This window comes from Bacillus sp. FSL R5-0434, from assembly GCF_038004745.1.
Lineage (GTDB): Bacteria > Bacillota > Bacilli > Bacillales > Bacillaceae > Bacillus > Bacillus halotolerans.
In genome coordinates, this window is the sequence record NZ_JBBORV010000001.1 from 1,217,710 (window position 1) to 1,235,584 (window position 17,875).

General features: G+C 44.5%; 21 protein-coding genes and 1 riboswitch. Of the genes, 15 read left to right on the forward strand and 6 right to left on the reverse strand.

Going from position 1 to position 17,875, the window contains the following annotated elements:
- Positions 1-63: 63 nt before the first annotated feature.
- The 4 genes from NYE43_RS06245 (at position 64) to pepF (ending at position 4,180) form a co-directional block, all read left to right on the forward strand.
- Positions 64-189 carry a hypothetical protein gene (locus NYE43_RS06245; protein ID WP_120698858.1) on the forward strand — a complete coding sequence of 42 codons (126 nt, stop codon included), beginning with the start codon at positions 64-66 and terminating at the stop codon, positions 187-189.
- Positions 156-812 carry an adaptor protein MecA gene (gene mecA, locus NYE43_RS06250; protein ID WP_024120921.1) on the forward strand — a complete coding sequence of 219 codons (657 nt, stop codon included), beginning with the start codon at positions 156-158 and terminating at the stop codon, positions 810-812. The genes NYE43_RS06245 and mecA overlap by 34 nt, the downstream gene beginning before the upstream one ends.
- A gap of 157 nt (positions 813-969) precedes the next feature.
- Complete coding sequence (locus NYE43_RS06255; protein WP_213418515.1) at positions 970-2,121, forward strand: competence protein CoiA family protein; 1,152 nt, start codon at positions 970-972, stop codon at positions 2,119-2,121.
- Positions 2,122-2,350: 229 nt separating this feature from the next.
- Complete coding sequence (gene pepF, locus NYE43_RS06260) at positions 2,351-4,180, forward strand: oligoendopeptidase F (RefSeq protein WP_341061314.1); 1,830 nt, start codon at positions 2,351-2,353, stop codon at positions 4,178-4,180.
- A gap of 35 nt (positions 4,181-4,215) precedes the next feature.
- On the opposite strand, the gene NYE43_RS06265 is transcribed toward pepF, so the two are convergent.
- From NYE43_RS06265 to NYE43_RS06285, 5 genes are all read right to left on the reverse strand, one after another.
- Positions 4,216-4,383, reverse strand: coding sequence for a hypothetical protein (locus tag NYE43_RS06265; protein WP_024120925.1), 168 nt, complete (start codon positions 4,381-4,383; stop codon positions 4,216-4,218).
- A 313-nt stretch (positions 4,384-4,696) separates the two neighbouring features.
- Positions 4,697-5,596: a protease adaptor protein SpxH gene (gene spxH / locus NYE43_RS06270; protein WP_024120926.1), complete on the reverse strand. Its 900-nt coding sequence runs from the start codon at positions 5,594-5,596 to the stop codon at positions 4,697-4,699.
- Positions 5,593-5,991, reverse strand: coding sequence for a globin domain-containing protein (locus NYE43_RS06275; protein ID WP_010333756.1), 399 nt, complete (start codon positions 5,989-5,991; stop codon positions 5,593-5,595). Before NYE43_RS06275 ends, spxH begins: the two co-directional genes overlap by 4 nt.
- Before the next feature lie 256 nt (positions 5,992-6,247).
- The gene (locus NYE43_RS06280; RefSeq protein ID WP_268498316.1) at positions 6,248-6,979 is read right to left on the reverse strand and encodes a lytic transglycosylase domain-containing protein; all 732 of its coding nucleotides are present in this window, start codon (positions 6,977-6,979) and stop codon (positions 6,248-6,250) included.
- 14 nt (positions 6,980-6,993) lie between these two features.
- Positions 6,994-7,566 (reverse strand): CYTH domain-containing protein, encoded by a 573-nt coding sequence (locus tag NYE43_RS06285; protein ID WP_024120928.1) that lies wholly within the window; start codon positions 7,564-7,566, stop codon positions 6,994-6,996.
- 123 nt (positions 7,567-7,689) lie between these two features.
- Here NYE43_RS06285 and NYE43_RS06290 point away from each other — a divergent pair, with 123 nt between their 5' ends.
- The 4 genes from NYE43_RS06290 to NYE43_RS06305 are packed head-to-tail and all read left to right on the forward strand — an operon-like array spanning position 7,690 to position 10,456.
- Positions 7,690-8,058 carry a UPF0738 family protein gene (locus tag NYE43_RS06290; protein ID WP_024120929.1) on the forward strand — a complete coding sequence of 123 codons (369 nt, stop codon included), beginning with the start codon at positions 7,690-7,692 and terminating at the stop codon, positions 8,056-8,058.
- A 28-nt stretch (positions 8,059-8,086) separates the two neighbouring features.
- Complete coding sequence (yjbM, locus tag NYE43_RS06295) at positions 8,087-8,722, forward strand: GTP diphosphokinase (protein ID WP_024120930.1); 636 nt, start codon at positions 8,087-8,089, stop codon at positions 8,720-8,722.
- 19 nt (positions 8,723-8,741) lie between these two features.
- Positions 8,742-9,542, forward strand: coding sequence for an NAD kinase (locus NYE43_RS06300; protein WP_010333761.1), 801 nt, complete (start codon positions 8,742-8,744; stop codon positions 9,540-9,542).
- 14 nt (positions 9,543-9,556) lie between these two features.
- A complete protein-coding gene (locus NYE43_RS06305; protein ID WP_198097491.1) occupies positions 9,557-10,456 on the forward strand; it encodes an RluA family pseudouridine synthase in 900 nt (299 codons plus the stop codon).
- A 17-nt stretch (positions 10,457-10,473) separates the two neighbouring features.
- Here the strand turns inward: NYE43_RS06305 and prpE are convergent, their stop codons facing one another.
- Entirely contained in the window at positions 10,474-11,211 is a 738-nt protein-coding gene (gene prpE, locus NYE43_RS06310) for a bis(5'-nucleosyl)-tetraphosphatase PrpE (protein WP_024120932.1), read from the reverse strand.
- Between the two features lie 183 nt (positions 11,212-11,394).
- Here prpE and NYE43_RS06315 point away from each other — a divergent pair, with 183 nt between their 5' ends.
- From NYE43_RS06315 to thiF, 7 genes are all read left to right on the forward strand, one after another.
- A complete protein-coding gene (locus NYE43_RS06315; RefSeq protein ID WP_044156372.1) occupies positions 11,395-13,239 on the forward strand; it encodes a monovalent cation:proton antiporter family protein in 1,845 nt (614 codons plus the stop codon).
- A gap of 62 nt (positions 13,240-13,301) precedes the next feature.
- Positions 13,302-13,410: riboswitch (TPP riboswitch) on the forward strand.
- Positions 13,411-13,490: 80 nt separating this feature from the next.
- Positions 13,491-14,198 (forward strand): thiaminase II, encoded by a 708-nt coding sequence (tenA, locus tag NYE43_RS06320; RefSeq protein ID WP_101860802.1) that lies wholly within the window; start codon positions 13,491-13,493, stop codon positions 14,196-14,198.
- Positions 14,176-14,793 carry a thiazole tautomerase TenI gene (tenI, locus tag NYE43_RS06325; protein WP_198097489.1) on the forward strand — a complete coding sequence of 206 codons (618 nt, stop codon included), beginning with the start codon at positions 14,176-14,178 and terminating at the stop codon, positions 14,791-14,793. Before tenA ends, tenI begins: the two co-directional genes overlap by 23 nt.
- Complete coding sequence (gene thiO / locus NYE43_RS06330; protein WP_103672302.1) at positions 14,777-15,886, forward strand: glycine oxidase ThiO; 1,110 nt, start codon at positions 14,777-14,779, stop codon at positions 15,884-15,886. Before tenI ends, thiO begins: the two co-directional genes overlap by 17 nt.
- Positions 15,886-16,086: a sulfur carrier protein ThiS gene (gene thiS, locus NYE43_RS06335; RefSeq protein WP_081638285.1), complete on the forward strand. Its 201-nt coding sequence runs from the start codon at positions 15,886-15,888 to the stop codon at positions 16,084-16,086. The genes thiO and thiS overlap by 1 nt, the downstream gene beginning before the upstream one ends.
- Positions 16,083-16,853 (forward strand): thiazole synthase, encoded by a 771-nt coding sequence (gene thiG, locus NYE43_RS06340; protein ID WP_185848074.1) that lies wholly within the window; start codon positions 16,083-16,085, stop codon positions 16,851-16,853. Before thiS ends, thiG begins: the two co-directional genes overlap by 4 nt.
- Positions 16,850-17,860 (forward strand): thiazole biosynthesis adenylyltransferase ThiF, encoded by a 1,011-nt coding sequence (gene thiF / locus NYE43_RS06345; RefSeq protein WP_341061324.1) that lies wholly within the window; start codon positions 16,850-16,852, stop codon positions 17,858-17,860. The genes thiG and thiF overlap by 4 nt, the downstream gene beginning before the upstream one ends.
- Positions 17,861-17,875: the final 15 nt, after the last annotated feature.

Consider the following 17,875-nt stretch of genomic DNA (forward strand, 5'->3'; position numbering starts at 1 on the left):
TGACTGATTTATCATAAAATAGAAATACAAAGGAATTCACACTTGCCTTGGTTCAAGGTTAAGATGTGGACGGAATGGGTAAAGTGTAGTAAAGTACTATTAATCGGGAGCTTAGATGTCCCTTCAACATCTTATATAGAAGGGAAGGTTGGCAAATGGAAATTGAAAGAATTAACGAGCATACAGTAAAATTTTATATGTCTTATGGAGATATTGAAGATCGCGGTTTTGACAGAGAAGAAATTTGGTATAACCGTGAGCGCAGTGAAGAACTATTCTGGGAAGTTATGGATGAAGTTCATGAGGAAGAGGAATTCGCTGTTGAAGGTCCTCTTTGGATTCAAGTTCAGGCACTGGACAAAGGATTAGAAATTATCGTCACCAAAGCCCAGCTTTCCAAAGACGGACAAAAGCTCGAACTGCCGATTCCTGAGGATAAAAAGCAAGAACCAGCATCTGAGGATCTTGACGCCTTGCTGGATGATTTTCAAAAAGAAGAGCAAGAAGTCAATCAGGAAGAGAAGGAGCAAAAGCTTCAATTTGTCTTGCGGTTTGATGACTTCGAAGATGTAATTTCTCTATCTAAATTAAACGTTAACGGAAGTAAAACGACTTTATATTCGTTTGAGAACCGATATTATTTATATGTGGATTTTTACAATTTGACTGATGAAGAGGTTGAAAATCAGCTAAGCATCCTGTTGGAGTACGCGTCTGAATCCTCAATCAGCATACACCGTCTTGAAGAATACGGCAAGCTGGTTGTATCAGAGCACGCTCTTGAAACGATAAAAAAACACTTTGCATCATAGCAGACCGATTTCTTGACGGAAATCGGTTTTTTTCTATTTCAAAACAACATATTGAAGCTGGAAAATCAAAAACATACATAGAGGCAAAACATCAGCGAACAGGAGTTCATCGGTTATTTCCAGAAAGAGTTATGAATCTGGAAAGGAGAGATGACAATTGTTTAGTGCTGTGACAGAAGACGGCCAAGTGTTTCACCTCATAGGCAGGCAGAGGAGAGAACAATTAAAGCAGACCAGGTTTTTCTGCCCGGTGTGTGCAGAGGAGCTCGATGTGAAGCTAGGGTCTCAGAAAGCGCCGCATTTTGCCCATAAACAGAACAAGTCCTGCACGATAGACATAGAACCTGAGAGCGCCTATCACTTAGAAGGAAAACGGCAGCTTTATGTATGGCTGAAAACGCAAAAGTCTTCCCCGCTCTTAGAGCCGTACGTGAAAGAGATTAAACAAAGGCCCGACATCTTGGCAAAAGTAAAGGGTGATACGCTTGCAGTTGAATACCAATGCGCGACTCTCGCTCCAGATGTCTTTCAAAAAAGAACAGCCGGTTTCAAACAAGCAGGAATGATACCGCAGTGGATTCTTGGAGGCAGCCGCTTAAAACGGACATCATCATCCTTTTACCAGCTGTCCGCTTTCCATTGGCAGTTTATCAATGCCAGTCCGAACAGCGATCTGTTATGTTACTGCCCCGAAACACATTCTTTCCTGAGGCTCAGCCGCATGATCCCGTTTTACACAACCCATTTTTACTGCTCCGTCCAAACGATTCCAATCCGCCAGGCAGCGGCTGAAGATTTATTTTGCACTGAACCAGATTCGTCGTTTAAGCACTCAGATTGGACAGGAGCCATTCTCCGTTTTCGCCGCAAAACTCATCGCTTTCTCTCTAAAGATATGAATCGGATCAGGCTTCTGTTTTATGAAAAACGGCAAACACCTCTCTCTTTTCTTCCGACAGAGGTGTTTGTTCCTGTAAAGAAAGGAGCTGTTTTTAAGAGTCCCGTTTTTGTATGGCAGGGCTATCTTTATCTGTTTATTACGGATCTTGGATACAAACATGCGCCTATTCGCTTTTCAGCCGTTTTGCAGCACTGCAAAATACACATTCATAAAAAGAACATTTTGCTAAGAGGCGTATACAGGAATCAGGATTTCATTGAGGCGGTTAAACAGTACATTGAGTTTTTGTGCAAGAAGGGATTTTTGAGGGAGACTCAGAAAGAAGTATATGTGCTGAATCAGCCCGCAAAGCGCAGCCAATCATTACAGGATCTCATTGAAAAAGACAGAAGCTGTTTTATCGAATGAGTTTTCCTGATTTGGCTCAACCTAAGACAAAGGTGGTGGGCTGGTTGTGAGAAGCACAAAAGGAAAGGTTTTTCGTGTTTTTACTGCTTTTTTGGCATTCGTTCTCTTCATAACTGCATATGATTTGACAAATGGCAGTGAAAAACCGGAAGATATTCACAACACAAGTTTATTGAGAAACAACCGTTTTTTCAATTGGCTTGAATCAAAGAAAACGAGGGGGATCACCATGGCTGAGGAAAAAAAAGCTAATCAACTGCCTGACCGAAGCGAGGTAAAGGTAGAGGACACATGGAGACTAGAGGATATTTTTCCTAGTGATGAGGCCTGGAATAAAGAATTTCAAGCTGTCAAAGAATTAATACCGGATTTATCTAAGTATAAAGGCAAGCTGGCTGATTCAGCTGATCATTTATACGAAGCCCTTACTTACCAAGATAAGGTGATGGAGCGTTTGGGCAAACTTTACACATACGCGCATATGCGCTCAGACCAAGATACCGGGAACTCCTTTTATCAGGGGCTTAATGATAAGGCTGGAAATCTGTATACACAGGCCGCAAGCGCAACAGCCTATCTTGTTCCGGAGATTTTATCCATAGAGGAAGACAAACTGCAGCAGTTTATTCTTGAAAAAGAAGAGCTGAAGCTTTACTCACACGCGATTGAAGAAATCACAAAGGAACGCCCGCACGTGCTGAGCGAGAAGGAAGAAGCGCTGCTGGCTGAAGCTTCTGAGGTGCTGTCTTCGTCGTCAAATACGTTCAGCGTGTTAAATAATGCCGATATTACATTCCCATCTATTACAGATGAAGAGGGAAATGAAAAACAGATCACTCACGGCAATTTTATTAATTTCTTAGAAAGCGAAAACCGCGAAGTCCGCAAAAATGCGTTCGACGCTGTATATAAAACATACGGCCAATATAAAAACACAATGGCGACTACCTTGAGCGGGACTGTGAAAAAAGACAACTTCTACGCAAGAATGAAAAAGTACAAATCAGCACGAGAAGCTGCGCTTTCTAACAACAGTATCCCTGAAGAGGTATACGACAATCTCGTCAAAACGATTAACAAGCATCTTCCGCTGCTGCATCGTTATATTGCACTGAGAAAGAAAGTGCTTGAGCTGGATGAAGTGCATATCTATGATCTGTATACACCGCTTGTGAAGGATGCGGGGATGAAGGTTACGTACGAACAAGCTAAAGATTATATGCTAAAGGGGCTTGCACCTTTAGGAGAAGAATACCGCTCTATCTTAAAAGAGGGGCTTGAAAACCGCTGGGTTGATGTTTATGAAAATAAAGGGAAACGTAACGGCGCTTACTCTTCTGGAACATACGGCACAAATCCGTATATTTTAATGAACTGGCATGATAACGTCAATAATCTCTTTACGCTGGTCCATGAGTTCGGCCACTCTGTTCACAGCTACTATACGAGAAAACACCAGCCATATCCTTACGGCAATTACAGCATCTTTGTCGCGGAAGTTGCCTCCACGACAAATGAAGCGCTGCTTGGTGAATATTTGCTGAACAATTTAGAGGACGAAAAACAGCGTTTATATATTCTCAACCATATGCTTGAGGGCTTTAGAGGAACCGTCTTCAGACAAACGATGTTTGCAGAATTTGAACATCTTATCCATATAAAAGCGCAAGAAGGAGAGCCGCTGACACCTGAGCTCCTGACCAATGTATATTATGATCTGAATAAAAAGTATTTCGGAAACGACATGGTGATTGATAAAGAAATCGGACTTGAATGGTCAAGGATTCCGCATTTCTATTACAACTACTATGTATATCAGTATGCGACAGGGTACAGTGCGGCCCAGGCGTTAAGCAGCCAAATTTTGAAGGAAGGCAAGCCTGCGGTTGACCGTTATATTGACTTCCTGAAAGCGGGCAGCTCACAATATCCGATCGACATCCTGAAAAAAGCGGGCGTTGATATGACGTCTCCAGAACCGATTGAAGCTGCGTGCAAAATGTTTGAGGAAAAACTTGTTGAGATGGAAGAACTGCTGTTAAAAGTAAAGCAGTCTTAAAAAAATTGCCTGTGCATAAATGATGCACAGGCTTTTTAAAATCCTTTAAAGGTTTTCCGATGGTTCAGGCGGTACAAGGTAAACAGAATAGAGAGAAACAGCAGAGGGGATGTAATGTAAAGAGGCAGCATATGCATCATAGCTAATAAATTTAAACAGAAAAAAACAACAATGCACACAATTGAGATCACATTAAACATCATGGCGATCCTCCTCGTCCTTGTTCCTTACAAGCATATGAATGAAATCTGTCAGTTATGTTTTGTGACAAAAATATGAACATTAAGCTTAATGGTTGTCAACAGTCGACAACTTTTGATATGATAAGGATGTGAAATTGATCACAAACAAACATTACCCCTTTGTTTGACCGTGAAAAATTTCTCCCATCCCCTTTGTTGTCGTTAAGACATATGAAACCGCGCTTATCCCGGCGCGGTTTCTTTAGTGCTTTGAACGGAACATATGTTTGATTTTTGCGCAAAAAAACAGCCTCAAGCATATACACGCCTGCGGCTATTTTTCACATGATTGGTATTCATCAGAACTGCTGGTGAGGGACTGCCAAAACATTCCATGCTTGGCCTCTACTTTGGCAACCTTTTTAGCAAACGCCAATTTTTTCATTTCCTTTTCTACCTCTTCAAGACTCAAATCATATACAAGAGCGATTTCCTTAGAGGCAACGAAACGGAAATATTCAATAAAACATTCCAGAGGCGGTGTTTCTGACGGCTTCGGCTCGTCGCCAAGCATCTCAAATAAGATTTCTTCATATACATGATATGAATAGCTGCCGGGGACCTTAAGTCCTTCGTCTTCATGCTGCGTATTAAAAAACGTCAGCGTCGGTGTGGCTGTAACATCCATCTCAGCCGCGATTTTCATGTCACATTGAAGCGCCTTTACCGCGCTTTGGGAGTGAAGGTCTTTTTGAAATTCCTCGAGATCTAGGCTTGTTTTTGACGCTATTTCCAAAAGCACGTTTTCATCCGTAATATTCTTCTTCGAAACGAACAGACTCTCTTGCATATTCCGAAGAAATTGCATACCGGCTCTTCTTCCTTGAAGTTCGGCTGCCTTAAATGCGAGAGCGGCCATATATGGAGAAGAGAGCGGCTGATCTTGCTCAAACCATACACTGCCGTCACACGGCATACCGGAGCGGCTAGCGATCTTTTCCCAGGCTTCTGCCAGAAGATGCTTTTTGCGTTTCTTATTTAACGCTGTAAGGCTTGCGGATGCTATGATGCGTAAGGTAAAAAAACGTCCGTATCTGATTTTCATTTTTTTTATGACAGGCTCTAAGGACCAGCATTCGGGACATAAAGGGTCAACAAACATGTATATTTCCAGCGGTTTTTTTGGATGGCCGTGGCAATGGGCGAAGTATTGCTCATGCTGATAGTTTGTCAATATGATCGATCCTCCGCTTCTGTTTGATTCACCATATGCCTTGCTGTCAACTCCAGCCGGCCAAACAAAAATTCACGAATATCGCCCTCTAGTCCTACATGGTCCATTGCGTCTTTCATACAGCTGAGCCACGCATCGGCCCTCTCGTTTGTAATTGGAAAGGGAAGATGTCTTGCCCTGAGCATGGGATGGCCGTGTTCCTCAGTATAAAGGGGAGGCCCGCCTAAATACTGTGTCAAAAATTGCTTCTGTTTCCTGGCCGTTTCTGTTAAATCGCTCGGAAATATGGGCTTAAGCAAAGGATGAGACGCGACACGCTCATAAAAAGTATCAACAAGTTGCGATAGAAGTTCTTCTCCAATCGCTTCATAAGGTGCGTTAAACGATTGTCCCATGTTGACTACTCCTTTAAATATGGCTAATAGGAATCATAATTCCTATTGCAAAAAGTTATTTTCTGTATTTATTTCAATTCATCTATGATTTATTTTAGCAACAAGGCATCATTTCTACAAACAAACTGCCTTTTATGTGCTTGAAGACAGGGTTCGGCTTTAGAGCCGGGTTTGTATTTCATATCATATCACATACAAATCATGAATGTGTAAGATTTCACTCCGCAAAAAAACCGGAGGGCAAGAGCCGCTCCGGTTACGCGTAATAGGTTGCTGTTATTTTTTTTACATAGTTTTGAGTTTCTCTGAAAGGCGGAATGCCTCCGTATCGATCAACGTTTCCCGGTCCGGCGTTATAAGCTGCTAACGCCATGGATACATTGCCATCATATTTATCCAGCATTTGTTTTAAATACTTCGTTCCGCCCTCAACGTTTTGCTGCGGATTAAGCGGATTGGAAACACCAAGTGAGGTTGCTGTTGACGGCATCAGCTGCATTAAGCCCATTGCGCCTGCACCGCTGACGGCTTTTGCATTAAAGGCTGATTCCTGTTTAATGACAGCGCGGATTAATTTTTCATCGACTCCGTATTTGTCAGAGGCTTTTTTTATAGCGCTGTCGATTGAGAAGTCACCCGAGCTGACGGTTTTATCCTCTTGTTTGTTTGAGGAGACATCAACAGCAGCTGTTTCAGTGCTTTCACTCGCTTTTGTCATTTGGGCGACATTGCCGTTTGAATAGGAGGTAAGCCCGTAAGCTGAAAGCAGTGACGGCGATGTCCCGTAAACGCTGTTCAGCTGGCTGAGCGGGCTTGAAGATGCTGCTGACGCTGTTGTTTGCTGGGACAGTCCATTTGTATATTGGCTGAGCAAGGAGCTGAAGCTTGAAAGCGGGCTTTCGGCACTCTGACTGCCCGTGCTGCTTGCATTTGATATAGACTGTAATGCCTGAAGCTGAAGGAGAGCCGCCCAATTCGTTACGTTCACTATGTCATTCCACCTTATATAGACTTTCGTTTTTCTTCATAAAAACGCTGAATTTTATTTTTGGTTTCGCGCAGAGGAATACTGAATTGCTGAAGCAGCTTTTCAAAGGCCAGTTTGCCTTCATGCCAGTCAGCCGCCTCAAATTCGATTTCATAATCCTCTTTATTTAAATATCGGCTGTGATCTAAAACTATTAAACCTTTTTCTGTTTCTTTTTCTGCACGATTTGTTGCTAAAGATCCAAAATAATGAATGGCGTCTGTATCGATGTGAAGCTTCTTCAGCTGGTCCTCGACAGGGCCTTTCGGAATCGTGAAACGTGTAAAGTCGGATACGCCGGAAAGTTTCTGGTGGGTTTCCAGAAGTCCAACTTCAGCCGGTTCTTTTAACGTCAGCACATACTCGCCATTTTTCTTGCGTATTCGAAGCGCCGCATGTTTTTGTTTCAGTGCGAAGCTGTTTGTATCAAAATAGTGATTCTCTTGATTTGTAAATTCTTTTTCTGTCAAGTGCAGTGCTGCAGCTATGTTTTCAAATTCATGTTTTGTCAGCAGATTTTTAAATTCAATTTCAATTTCTTGGCTCATGATTGTCTTCCTTTCAGCTCTGTAAATCTCATTTTTACTATTATCTCTTTAGATGTTAGGTTTATCAATATCGAGCTTGATATGATAAAATGAATCTGTACTTTGTTTATAAAGGAGAGCATTATGCAAAACAGAATCGAAATCTTAAATGCAACACTATCGGATGATGAGCTTCGCCTTACCTGTGAGACAGAAGGAAACGAAGCAGAACGCAAGCCGTCAGGTCAAATGCTTGTTGATTCTGACAACATTGCTTTTGTATACATACTTGAATTAGCTGATTCTTTTGAATATGTCATGATAAAGGAACATATATGGCCTGAACTGAAGCAGGCCCATGATCAAAGAAAACCGATTGTTTTAGAGGCAGGGAAGGAAAGCATTGAGCTGTCAGGCCTCTATGAGGAGCTGGAGTATCTTTTAGAAAATATTAAAGATAATGCGAACTATGGAGAAGAAATGGAAGAAAAAGTGAAACGCGTATTTCTATAGAAACTGGTGCTGAATTGGGGGATGTATGATGGATGACAAGCAATGGGAGCGTTTTTTAGTGCCGTACCGCCAGGCTGTTGAAGAATTAAAAGTGAAGCTCAAGGGGATCCGCACGCTTTATGAATATGAGGATGACCATTCACCAATTGAGTTTGTGACAGGACGCGTCAAGCCTGTGGCGAGTATACTCGAAAAAGCCAGACGGAAAAGCATACCGTTACATGAAATTGAAACCATGCAGGATATCGCAGGCCTTAGGATCATGTGCCAATTTGTCGATGACATCCAATTTGTAAAGGAAATGCTGTTTGCCCGAAAAGATTTCACCGTTGTGGATCAGAGAGATTATATTGCAGAACATAAAGAGAGCGGGTATCGGTCATATCATCTTGTCGTAATGTATCCTTTGCAGACGATATCCGGAGAGAAACATGTTCTTGTTGAAATACAGATCCGTACGCTGGCGATGAATTTTTGGGCGACCATTGAGCATTCATTAAATTATAAATACAGCGGAAACATTCCTGAAAAAGTAAAACTGAGGCTTCAGCGCGCTTCTGAAGCGGCTTCACGGCTTGATGAAGAGATGTCGGAGATCAAGGGTGAAATACAGGAAGCTCAAGCTGCCTTTTCTAGAAAGAAAAAAGGAAGCGAGCATCAATAGGTAAAGGGGAAGAAAAAGCATGAAATTTGCCGTATCGTCAAAAGGAGATAATGTTTCTGATACGCTGAAAAGCAAAATACAGGCGTATTTATTGGATTTTGACATGGAACTGGATGAAAATGAACCGGAAATCGTCATTTCAGTCGGGGGCGACGGGACGCTGTTATACGCTTTTCACAGATACAGCGACAGGTTAGATAAAACAGCTTTTGTCGGCGTTCACACGGGTCATCTTGGGTTTTATGCGGACTGGGTTCCTCATGAAATTGAAAAACTCGTGCTCGCAATTGCGAAAACACCGTATCATACTGTGGAGTATCCGCTCCTTGAAGTGATAGTGACCTATCATGAAAATGAGCGAGAGGAAAGATATTTGGCGTTAAATGAATGTACGATTAAAAGCATAGAAGGAAGCCTTGTGGCGGATGTGGAAATCAAAGGGCAGCTCTTTGAAACGTTCCGAGGCGACGGCCTTTGCCTGTCAACGCCTTCTGGGAGCACAGCCTATAATAAAGCGCTGGGCGGAGCGATTATCCATCCATCCATCAGAGCGATTCAGCTGGCGGAAATGGCATCTATCAATAACCGCGTATTCCGGACGGTCGGATCACCGCTCCTTCTCCCTTCCCATCATGATTGCATGATTAAACCGAGAAACGAAGTTGACTTTCAAGTAACAATTGACCATTTAACTCTGCTTCATAAGGATGTAAAGTCCATCCGCTGCCAGGTTGCATCCGAAAATGTAAGATTTGCAAGATTCCGTCCGTTTCCGTTTTGGAAAAGAGTCCAGGATTCATTTATTGGAAAAGGTGAGTAGAAAGAGGACGTATCGTGGAGCAATTTATTATTGAAAAGAACATCACTTCCGCTGAAGACGGAATGACTTTAAAGGAATATACGGGCGAGCTGGGGATTTCTAAACGTCTGCTGACCGACATCAAGTTTAGCGGAGGTGATCTTCTCATTAACGGTGAGCATGTGACTGTTAAATACGTATTGAGAGAGGGAGACCTTCTGGTTGTAAAGTTTCCTGAGGAACAGGTGAGCGAGACGCTTTTGGCCGAGCCAGTTCCGCTCGATATTCTGTATGAGGATGAACACGTGCTTGTGATAAACAAACAGCCGTATGTGTCATCTATTCCGTCGCGAGAGCACCCGGCGGGAAGCATAGCAAATGGCATCATCCATCACTACCAAAAAAACGGAGTGCGGGCCACGGTGCATCTTGTCACCCGGCTAGACCGGGACACGTCTGGTGTCATGCTGATTGCCAAACATCGCTTTGCCCACTCCATTTTATCGTCGGCGCAAAAAAACGGCCTTGTGAAACGCAGATATGTTGCGGTTGTGCATGGACGTATGACAGAGACAGAGGGAAAGATAGACGCCCCGATTGACAGACATCCTGACAGTATCATTGAACGGATGGTGACACCGGGCGGTCAGAAGGCTGTTACTCACTTTCGTGTCACACGTATAACAGATGACTTAACCTCGGTGGCATTGCAGCTTGAGACAGGGCGGACCCACCAGATTCGCGTCCATATGAGCTATCTCGGACACCCGCTGTGCGGCGATACGTTGTACGGCGGAACGAGACAAAAGATTGACAGGCAGGCGCTGCACAGTGAGCAGCTGTCGTTTATCCACCCGCTGACGCAGGAGAAAATGACGTTTCATGCGGCTCTGCCGCACGATATGCAAGAATTAGTTAAAGGAGAGAATCATTAAAACGATTCTCTCCTTTTTTATATGGGGCGAAATCTAGATTCGTCATAGGGCATAGAGCTTGGAACGGAGACTGTCTCCAGTTCGGGAAAACGCAAGGCCGTCAGTTCATTCCCAAACACACAGCCTGTATCAATGTTAATGGTGCGATTTATGATGCGGGGCTCTTTAACAGGTGTGTGTCCGTATACAACCCATGCTTTCCCGTTATAGGCGGCGGCCCAATCCCTCCTGACGGGTCTGCCGTCCGGATACGTTTCACCCGTCACATCGCCGTAAAGTACAAAGTCCTTTACTCTCCTTGTGTTTTTGCCGATATCGTCAGCCTTTATGCCAGCATGGGCGACAACCAATTCCCCATTATGTAAAATGTCGTAAAGCGGCGCAGTTTCATACAGCTTCATAAATTGTTCGCTGACTTTTCTTCTTTCTTCTTCAGAAAGTGCTTTAAGCTCTGCCGCAGTTGTTTCAAGACCGTGCATCACTTTAACGGGATTTCCTTTTAAGTAGCGGTACAGCTTATTGCAATGATTTCCCGGGACATAACGCACTGCTCCTTGTTCATAAGCGCCGGCTACAAAGCGGATGACTTCAATTGATTTAGGGCCTCGGTCTGTCAAATCCCCGGCAAAAACAAGCATCCTGCCTTCATCATGTACAGGCAATCCATTTTTTATTGTGTATCCAAGTTTTTCTATCAGGGCTGTCATTTCATCGTAGCAGCCATGAATATCGCTGATAATATCGTAGTAAGCCAATGCAGCATCCTCCTTACTCATGATTTTATTTATTATGAAGCAAATTGCTGTGAGTCATCACCAGCTTTTATGTGCAAATTATAGAAGAATCATTTTCTAAAAAAAATGAGACCTTATTACTTTATTTTTCATCATCACCCTTGTTAAAATCGCGTTATGTTTTTTTAAAAGGAGGTTCAGATTATGGCGCATACATCTGTCGCATCATTAGTTGTCGTACTTATCGTTGCATTTTTAACTCCCATCCTTTTGCATCGGTTTAAACTCAGCATTCCTGTTGTAGTTGCTGAAATTATTATGGGATTGATTATAGGAAAAAGCGGTCTTAATTTAGTTGTGGAGGGTGATACTTGGCTTCAGACGCTCTCTATGCTGGGATTTATCTTTTTAATGTTTTTAAGCGGGCTTGAAATTGATTTTTCATCCTTTGAGAGAGGAAAGAAAAAACAGTTTCTGCAAAACGGCAAGGAAGCACCCAATACATTTGCCACAGCATCCATTATTTTTATCGGTATTTTTATTTTATCATTGCTGCTGTCCTATGGGTTCGTCTTGGCCGGATTTATCCAAAATGCTTTTTTAATGACGCTTATTATTTCTACGATTTCGTTAGGTGTTGTTGTTCCAACCTTAAAGGAAGAACGGATCATGGATTCAAACATCGGGCAGATTATCCTGCTTGTTGCTGTGATTGCTGACTTGGTCACTATGATTCTTCTTGCTGTATTTTCTTCTCTATACGGAGAGGACAGCGGAAACATGTGGCTCTTGATGATCCTGTTCGCAGCCGGAGTAGTGCTTTACTTCTTCGGCCGGGTCTTCAAACACCGTTCTTTTGTTCAATCCATGTCAAAAGGGACGATCCAGATCGGGACTCGTGCTATTTTCACCTTAATTATCGTACTGGTGGCTCTGTCTGAATCACTGGGGGCAGAAAATATTCTCGGCGCTTTCTTAGCGGGCGTGCTTGTTTCCCTGCTCTCGCCGAACAAGGAACTGGTTCAGCAGCTTGATTCCTTCGGCTACGGGTTCTTAATACCGATTTTCTTTGTGATGGTCGGTGTAAAATTGGATATTTGGACACTTTTTCAGGACCCGAAAATTTTAGTGATGATTCCGCTGTTGCTTATGGCGCTGTTAGTAAGCAAAATTCTTCCTGTCCTGTACTTGAAGAAATGGTATGATAACCGCACAATATTGGCGTCTGGTTTCCTGCTGACATCAACGCTTTCTCTTGTGATTGCCGCTGCGACAATCGGCCAGCAGCTTCATGTAATCAGCGCAAATATGTCAGGAGCGCTTACGCTGGTGGCGGTTATTGCAAGTATTTTTACGCCGGTCGGTTTTAAAAAGCTGTACAAAAAACAGGAGCAGCCGGAGGAGAAAAAGAAGATCACATTTATCGGCGCTAATCAAATGACACTGCCTGTGACACTTGAATTGCCTGAGAGCGAGTATGAAGTGCGTGTCGTGCACGTTTATCAAGAAAACGCTGAGGAAAAGCTGTCAGACTCAGTATTTTCCGTCGAAACGATTTCTGATTATGAGCATCAAACCCTTGAATCACTCGGTATATTTGATACAGAAATCCTTGTAGTGGCGACAGGGGATGAAGACATGAATACAGACATCGCATTATACGCCAAAGAAAAAGGAACAGAAAGAGTCATTGCCAGCACCGGATCACCGGAGAACGAAGCGAAATTGAAAGAGCAGGGCATCAGCATCTTTTCCATCTTGCTGTCGACCAAAACGCTGCTTCGCGCGCTGATAGAAGCGCCTGGCGTCATGAAACTGCTCACGAACCAAGAGTCCTCGCTGTATCAAATTAATATGGAAAACAGCAAATACGACGGCGTGATTCTCCGTGAATTCCCTTTAACAGGCGATGTGATTTTTGTCAGGATTTTCCGAGGTGTCGACAGCATTGTTCCTCACGGCGATACAAGGCTGAAAATCGGAGACCGTTTAATTGTCACCGGATCACGCGGGTACGTAACGGATCTTAAGAAAACATTGGAAGGATAATATCTTGACCAAATAAGGATTCGTGTTAATATAGAAGTGCAGAACAATTCAATATGTATTCGTAAAACCACTAGGGGTGTCCTTTATAAGGGCTGAGATAAAAGTGTGACTTTTAGACCCTCATAACTTGAACAGGTTCAGACCTGCGTAGGGAAGTGGAGCGGTATTTGTGTTATACAACTATGCCAATTCCAAACCACTTTTCCTTGCGGGAAAGTGGTTTTTTTATTAACAGACAGGGGGAATGACGTGTGAAGTTTTCAGAAGAATGCCGCAGTGCAGCCGCAGAATGGTGGGAAGGCAGCTTTGTCCATCCATTTGTTCAGGGGATCGGTGACGGAACTCTCCCGATCGACCGCTTTAAATATTACGTGCTTCAGGATTCTTACTATTTAACTCATTTTGCAAAGGTGCAATCGTTCGGTGCCGCTTATGCAAAGGATCTTTATACAACAGGACGCATGGCCAGCCATGCTCAAGGTACATATGAAGCGGAGATGGCGCTTCATCGCGAGTTTACGGAGCTTTTGGAAATTAGTGAGGAAGAACAGAAGGCATTTAAGCCATCTCCTACCGCTTACTCTTATACATCTCATATGTACCGTTCGGTCTTGAGCGGGAATTTTGCAGAAATCTTGGCAGCTCTTCTCCCGTGCTATTGGCTTTATTATGAGGTTGGTGAGAAATTGCTGACATGTGATCCGGGGCATCCGATCTATCAGAAGTGGATTGGTACCTACGGCGGTGACTGGTTCAGACAGCAGGTGGAAGAACAAATTAACCGCCTGGATGAGCTGGCGGAAAACAGCACCGAGGAAGTGCGTGCCAAGATGAAAGAGAATTTTGTTATTTCCAGCTATTATGAATATCAGTTCTGGGGAATGGCTTATCGAAAAGAAGGCTGGTCAGACAGCGGCGTAAAAGAGGTGGAAGGGCTTGGAGCTGCACGCCATAACTGATGACCGCAAGCCGGTTGAAGATCTAGCGAGATCAATTATAGCCATTCAGGATGAGGTTGATTTCATCCATATTCGTGAACGGTCTAAATCGGCGGCTGACATTTTGAAACTGCTGGAGCTTATTTCTGAAGGCGGTGTTGATAAGCAAAAGCTGGTGATGAATGGCCGGGTTGATATTGCGCTTTTTTCAAATATTCATCGCGTTCAGCTGCCGAGCAGCAGCTTTTCGCCGAAACAAGTAAGAGCGAGATTTCCTCACCTGCACATTGGGCGATCGGTGCATTCACTTGAGGAAGCGCTTCAGGCAGAAAAGGAAGACGCTGATTATGTTTTGTTCGGCCATGTGTTTGAAACGGATTGCAAACAAGGACTTGAGGGCAGAGGCGTGTCTTTGCTTTCAGAAATCAAACAGAGGATCTCGATTCCGGTTATTGCAATTGGCGGAATGACACCTGCCAGATTAAGAGAAATGAAACAAGCAGGTTCAGACGGTATCGCTGTCATGTCCGGAATTTTTTCTTCCGATGATCCTTTGGAAGCTGCCAGACGATATTCCCGCAAGCTAAAGGAGATTCAGTATGAAAAGGCATTATGATGCAGTTGTCATTGGAGGCGGAATTATTGGTTCCGCGATCGCTTATCAGTTGGCAAAAGAAAAGAAAAACACCGCATTGCTTGAAAGCGGAACAATCGGCAGCAGAACAACAAGCGCCGCGGCAGGGATGCTTGGCGCCCATGCTGAGTGCGAGGAGCGGGATGCGTTTTTTGATTTCGCCATGCACAGTCAGCGTTTGTATCAGGGTCTTGGAGAGGAGCTACTTGCCTTATCCGGCATTGATATCAGAAGGCATGAAGGCGGTATGTTTAAGCTTGCATTCTCCGAAGAAGACGTGTCCCGCCTGAGACGGATGGACGATTTGCATACTGTCAGCTGGCATACAAAAGAAGAAGTGCTGGAAAAAGAGCCGTATACGGCCGGTGAGATTTACGGGGCGAGCTTTATTCAGGACGATGTTCATGTTGAGCCTTATTTTGTGTGCAAGGCATACGCTAAATCGGCTAAAGCGCTTGGTACGGATATTTTTGAGCATACTCCCGTTCTTGATGTGGCACGTGGCGGTGAATCCATTTTGATCAAAACGGGTTCCGGTGACGTGCATGCGGACCATGTCGTGGTTGCCAGCGGGGTCTGGAGCGGGATGTTTTTTAAACAGCTCGGGTTGAACCAGTCATTTTTTCCTGTAAAAGGAGAGTGCCTGTCTGTTTGGAATGATGATATTCCGCTGACAAAAACACTTTATCATGATCATTGCTATATCGTACCGAGAAAAAGCGGCAGACTGGTTGTCGGCGCGACGATGAAGCCTGGTGATTGGAGCGATAAGCCGGATCTTGGCGGACTTCAGTCGGTTATGGAAAAAGCGAAAACGATGCTGCCGGCGATTCAGAATATGAAGGTTGATCGTTTTTGGGCGGGACTGCGTCCGGGGACAAAGGACGGAAAACCATACATTGGCAGACACCCTGAGGACAGCCGCATTTTATTTGCGGCGGGCCATTTCAGAAACGGGATTCTGCTTGCTCCTGCAACGGGTGCTTTAATCGGTGATCTCATTATGAATAAAGAGGTCAAGGCAGACTGGCTGCACGCCTTTCGAATTGATCGCAAGGAGGCGGTTCAGATATGATGCTTCAGCTGAACGGTAAACAAGTTGAGTGGGATAGAGACACAGGTACGATTCAGGATTTGCTTGCGTCTTATCAGCTTGAAAATAAAATCGTGATCGTTGAAAGAAATAAAGAAATTATCGGTAAAGAACAATATCACGAGGTAGAGCTTTCTGATCGTGATGTCATCGAAATTGTCCATTTTGTAGGAGGCGGATGAGAATGCTAACAATTGGCGGGAAACAATTTCAATCAAGGTTGCTGCTGGGCACGGGAAAATATCCATCGTTTGACATTCAAAAGGAAGCGGTGGCTGTTTCAGAGTCTGATATTTTAACATTTGCTGTGCGGAGAATGAATATCTTTGAAGCGTCTCAGCCTAATTTTCTGGAGCAGCTTGATTTATCAAAATATACGCTTCTGCCAAATACAGCAGGCGCCAGCACGGCGGAAGAAGCAGTTCGAATTGCACGGCTTGCGAAGGCATCCGGGCTTTGTGACATGATTAAAGTCGAAGTCATCGGGTGCAGCCGCTCCTTGCTGCCCGATCCTGTGGAAACGTTAAAAGCGTCTGAACAGCTTCTTGAAGAAGGGTTCATTGTGCTGCCGTACACTTCGGATGATGTGGTACTGGCGAGAAAGCTTGAAGAGCTTGGTGTTCATGCCATTATGCCGGGGGCTTCTCCGATTGGATCGGGACAGGGGATTTTAAATCCTCTGAATCTGTCATTTATCATTGAACAGGCGAAAGTGCCTGTCATCGTGGATGCCGGAATCGGATCGCCAAAAGATGCGGCATATGCAATGGAGCTTGGAGCGGACGGCGTACTGCTGAATACGGCCGTATCAGGTGCGAACGATCCGGTGAAAATGGCGCGCGCCATGAAGCTCGCGGTAGAAGCAGGACGTCTATCTTATGAAGCAGGCCGCATTCCAGCCAAGTCATATGGGACGGCTAGCAGTCCGGGAGAAGGTCTTCCTGTATGACGGACAGGTACTCCAGACAGGAGCTGTTTGCTCCAATCGGCCCCGAAGGCCAGAAGAAACTGAGAGAGGCGCGCATTGTGATCATCGGCGCCGGCGCACTGGGAACAGCCAGCGCAGAGATGCTGGTGAGAGCGGGCGTCGGATCGGTGAAAATCGCCGATAGAGATTACGTCGAATGGAGCAATCTTCAGCGCCAGCAGCTTTACACAGAAAATGATGTCAAAAAGGAACTGCCGAAAGCAGCAGCTGCTGAGCAGCGTCTTCGTTCCATTAACAGTGACGTGGATGTGACCGGACTTGTCATGGATGTCACAGCAGAAAACGTATCGGAGCTGATTCGCGGCGCATCAATCATTGTAGATGCCGCCGATAATTTTGAAACCCGGCTCATTGTGAACGATGCTGCGGTGAAAGAAGGCATTCCGTTTCTTTACGGCGCTTGTGTGGGGAGCTACGGTCTTACGTTTACTGTATTGCCGGGAGTAACACCCTGCCTTCATTGTTTACTCGATACTCTTCCGATTGGCGGTGCGACATGCGACACAGCCGGCATTATCAGCCCGGCTGTTCTGCAGGTTGCTGTCCTTCAGGTGACAGACGCCCTGAAACTGCTGACGGGAGAGGAATGCGAGCCTGTGCTGCGCTCCTTTGATCTGTGGAAAAATGAGCGGTCAGAGGTAGGAGCAGCGGGACTTAAAGATGACTCGTGTCCAAGCTGCGGCACAAAGGATTTTCCGTTTTTATCATATGAAAATCAAACGAAAGCAGCAGTATTGTGCGGCAGAAACACGGTGCAAATCAGATCCTCTTTCACAAAAGAAGCAGATCTTGACGTGATGGCGGGGCAGCTGAGGCAGGCGGGGCTGGAAGTAGCAGCGAATCAGTATTTAATTTCCTGCCGCTCGGATGACATGAAAATGGTGCTGTTTAGGGACGGCAGAGCATTGATCCACGGAACAAATGATATTGCCAGGGCAAAATCCATCTATCATAAATGGATTGGGTAATAAAAGGAGTGTAGT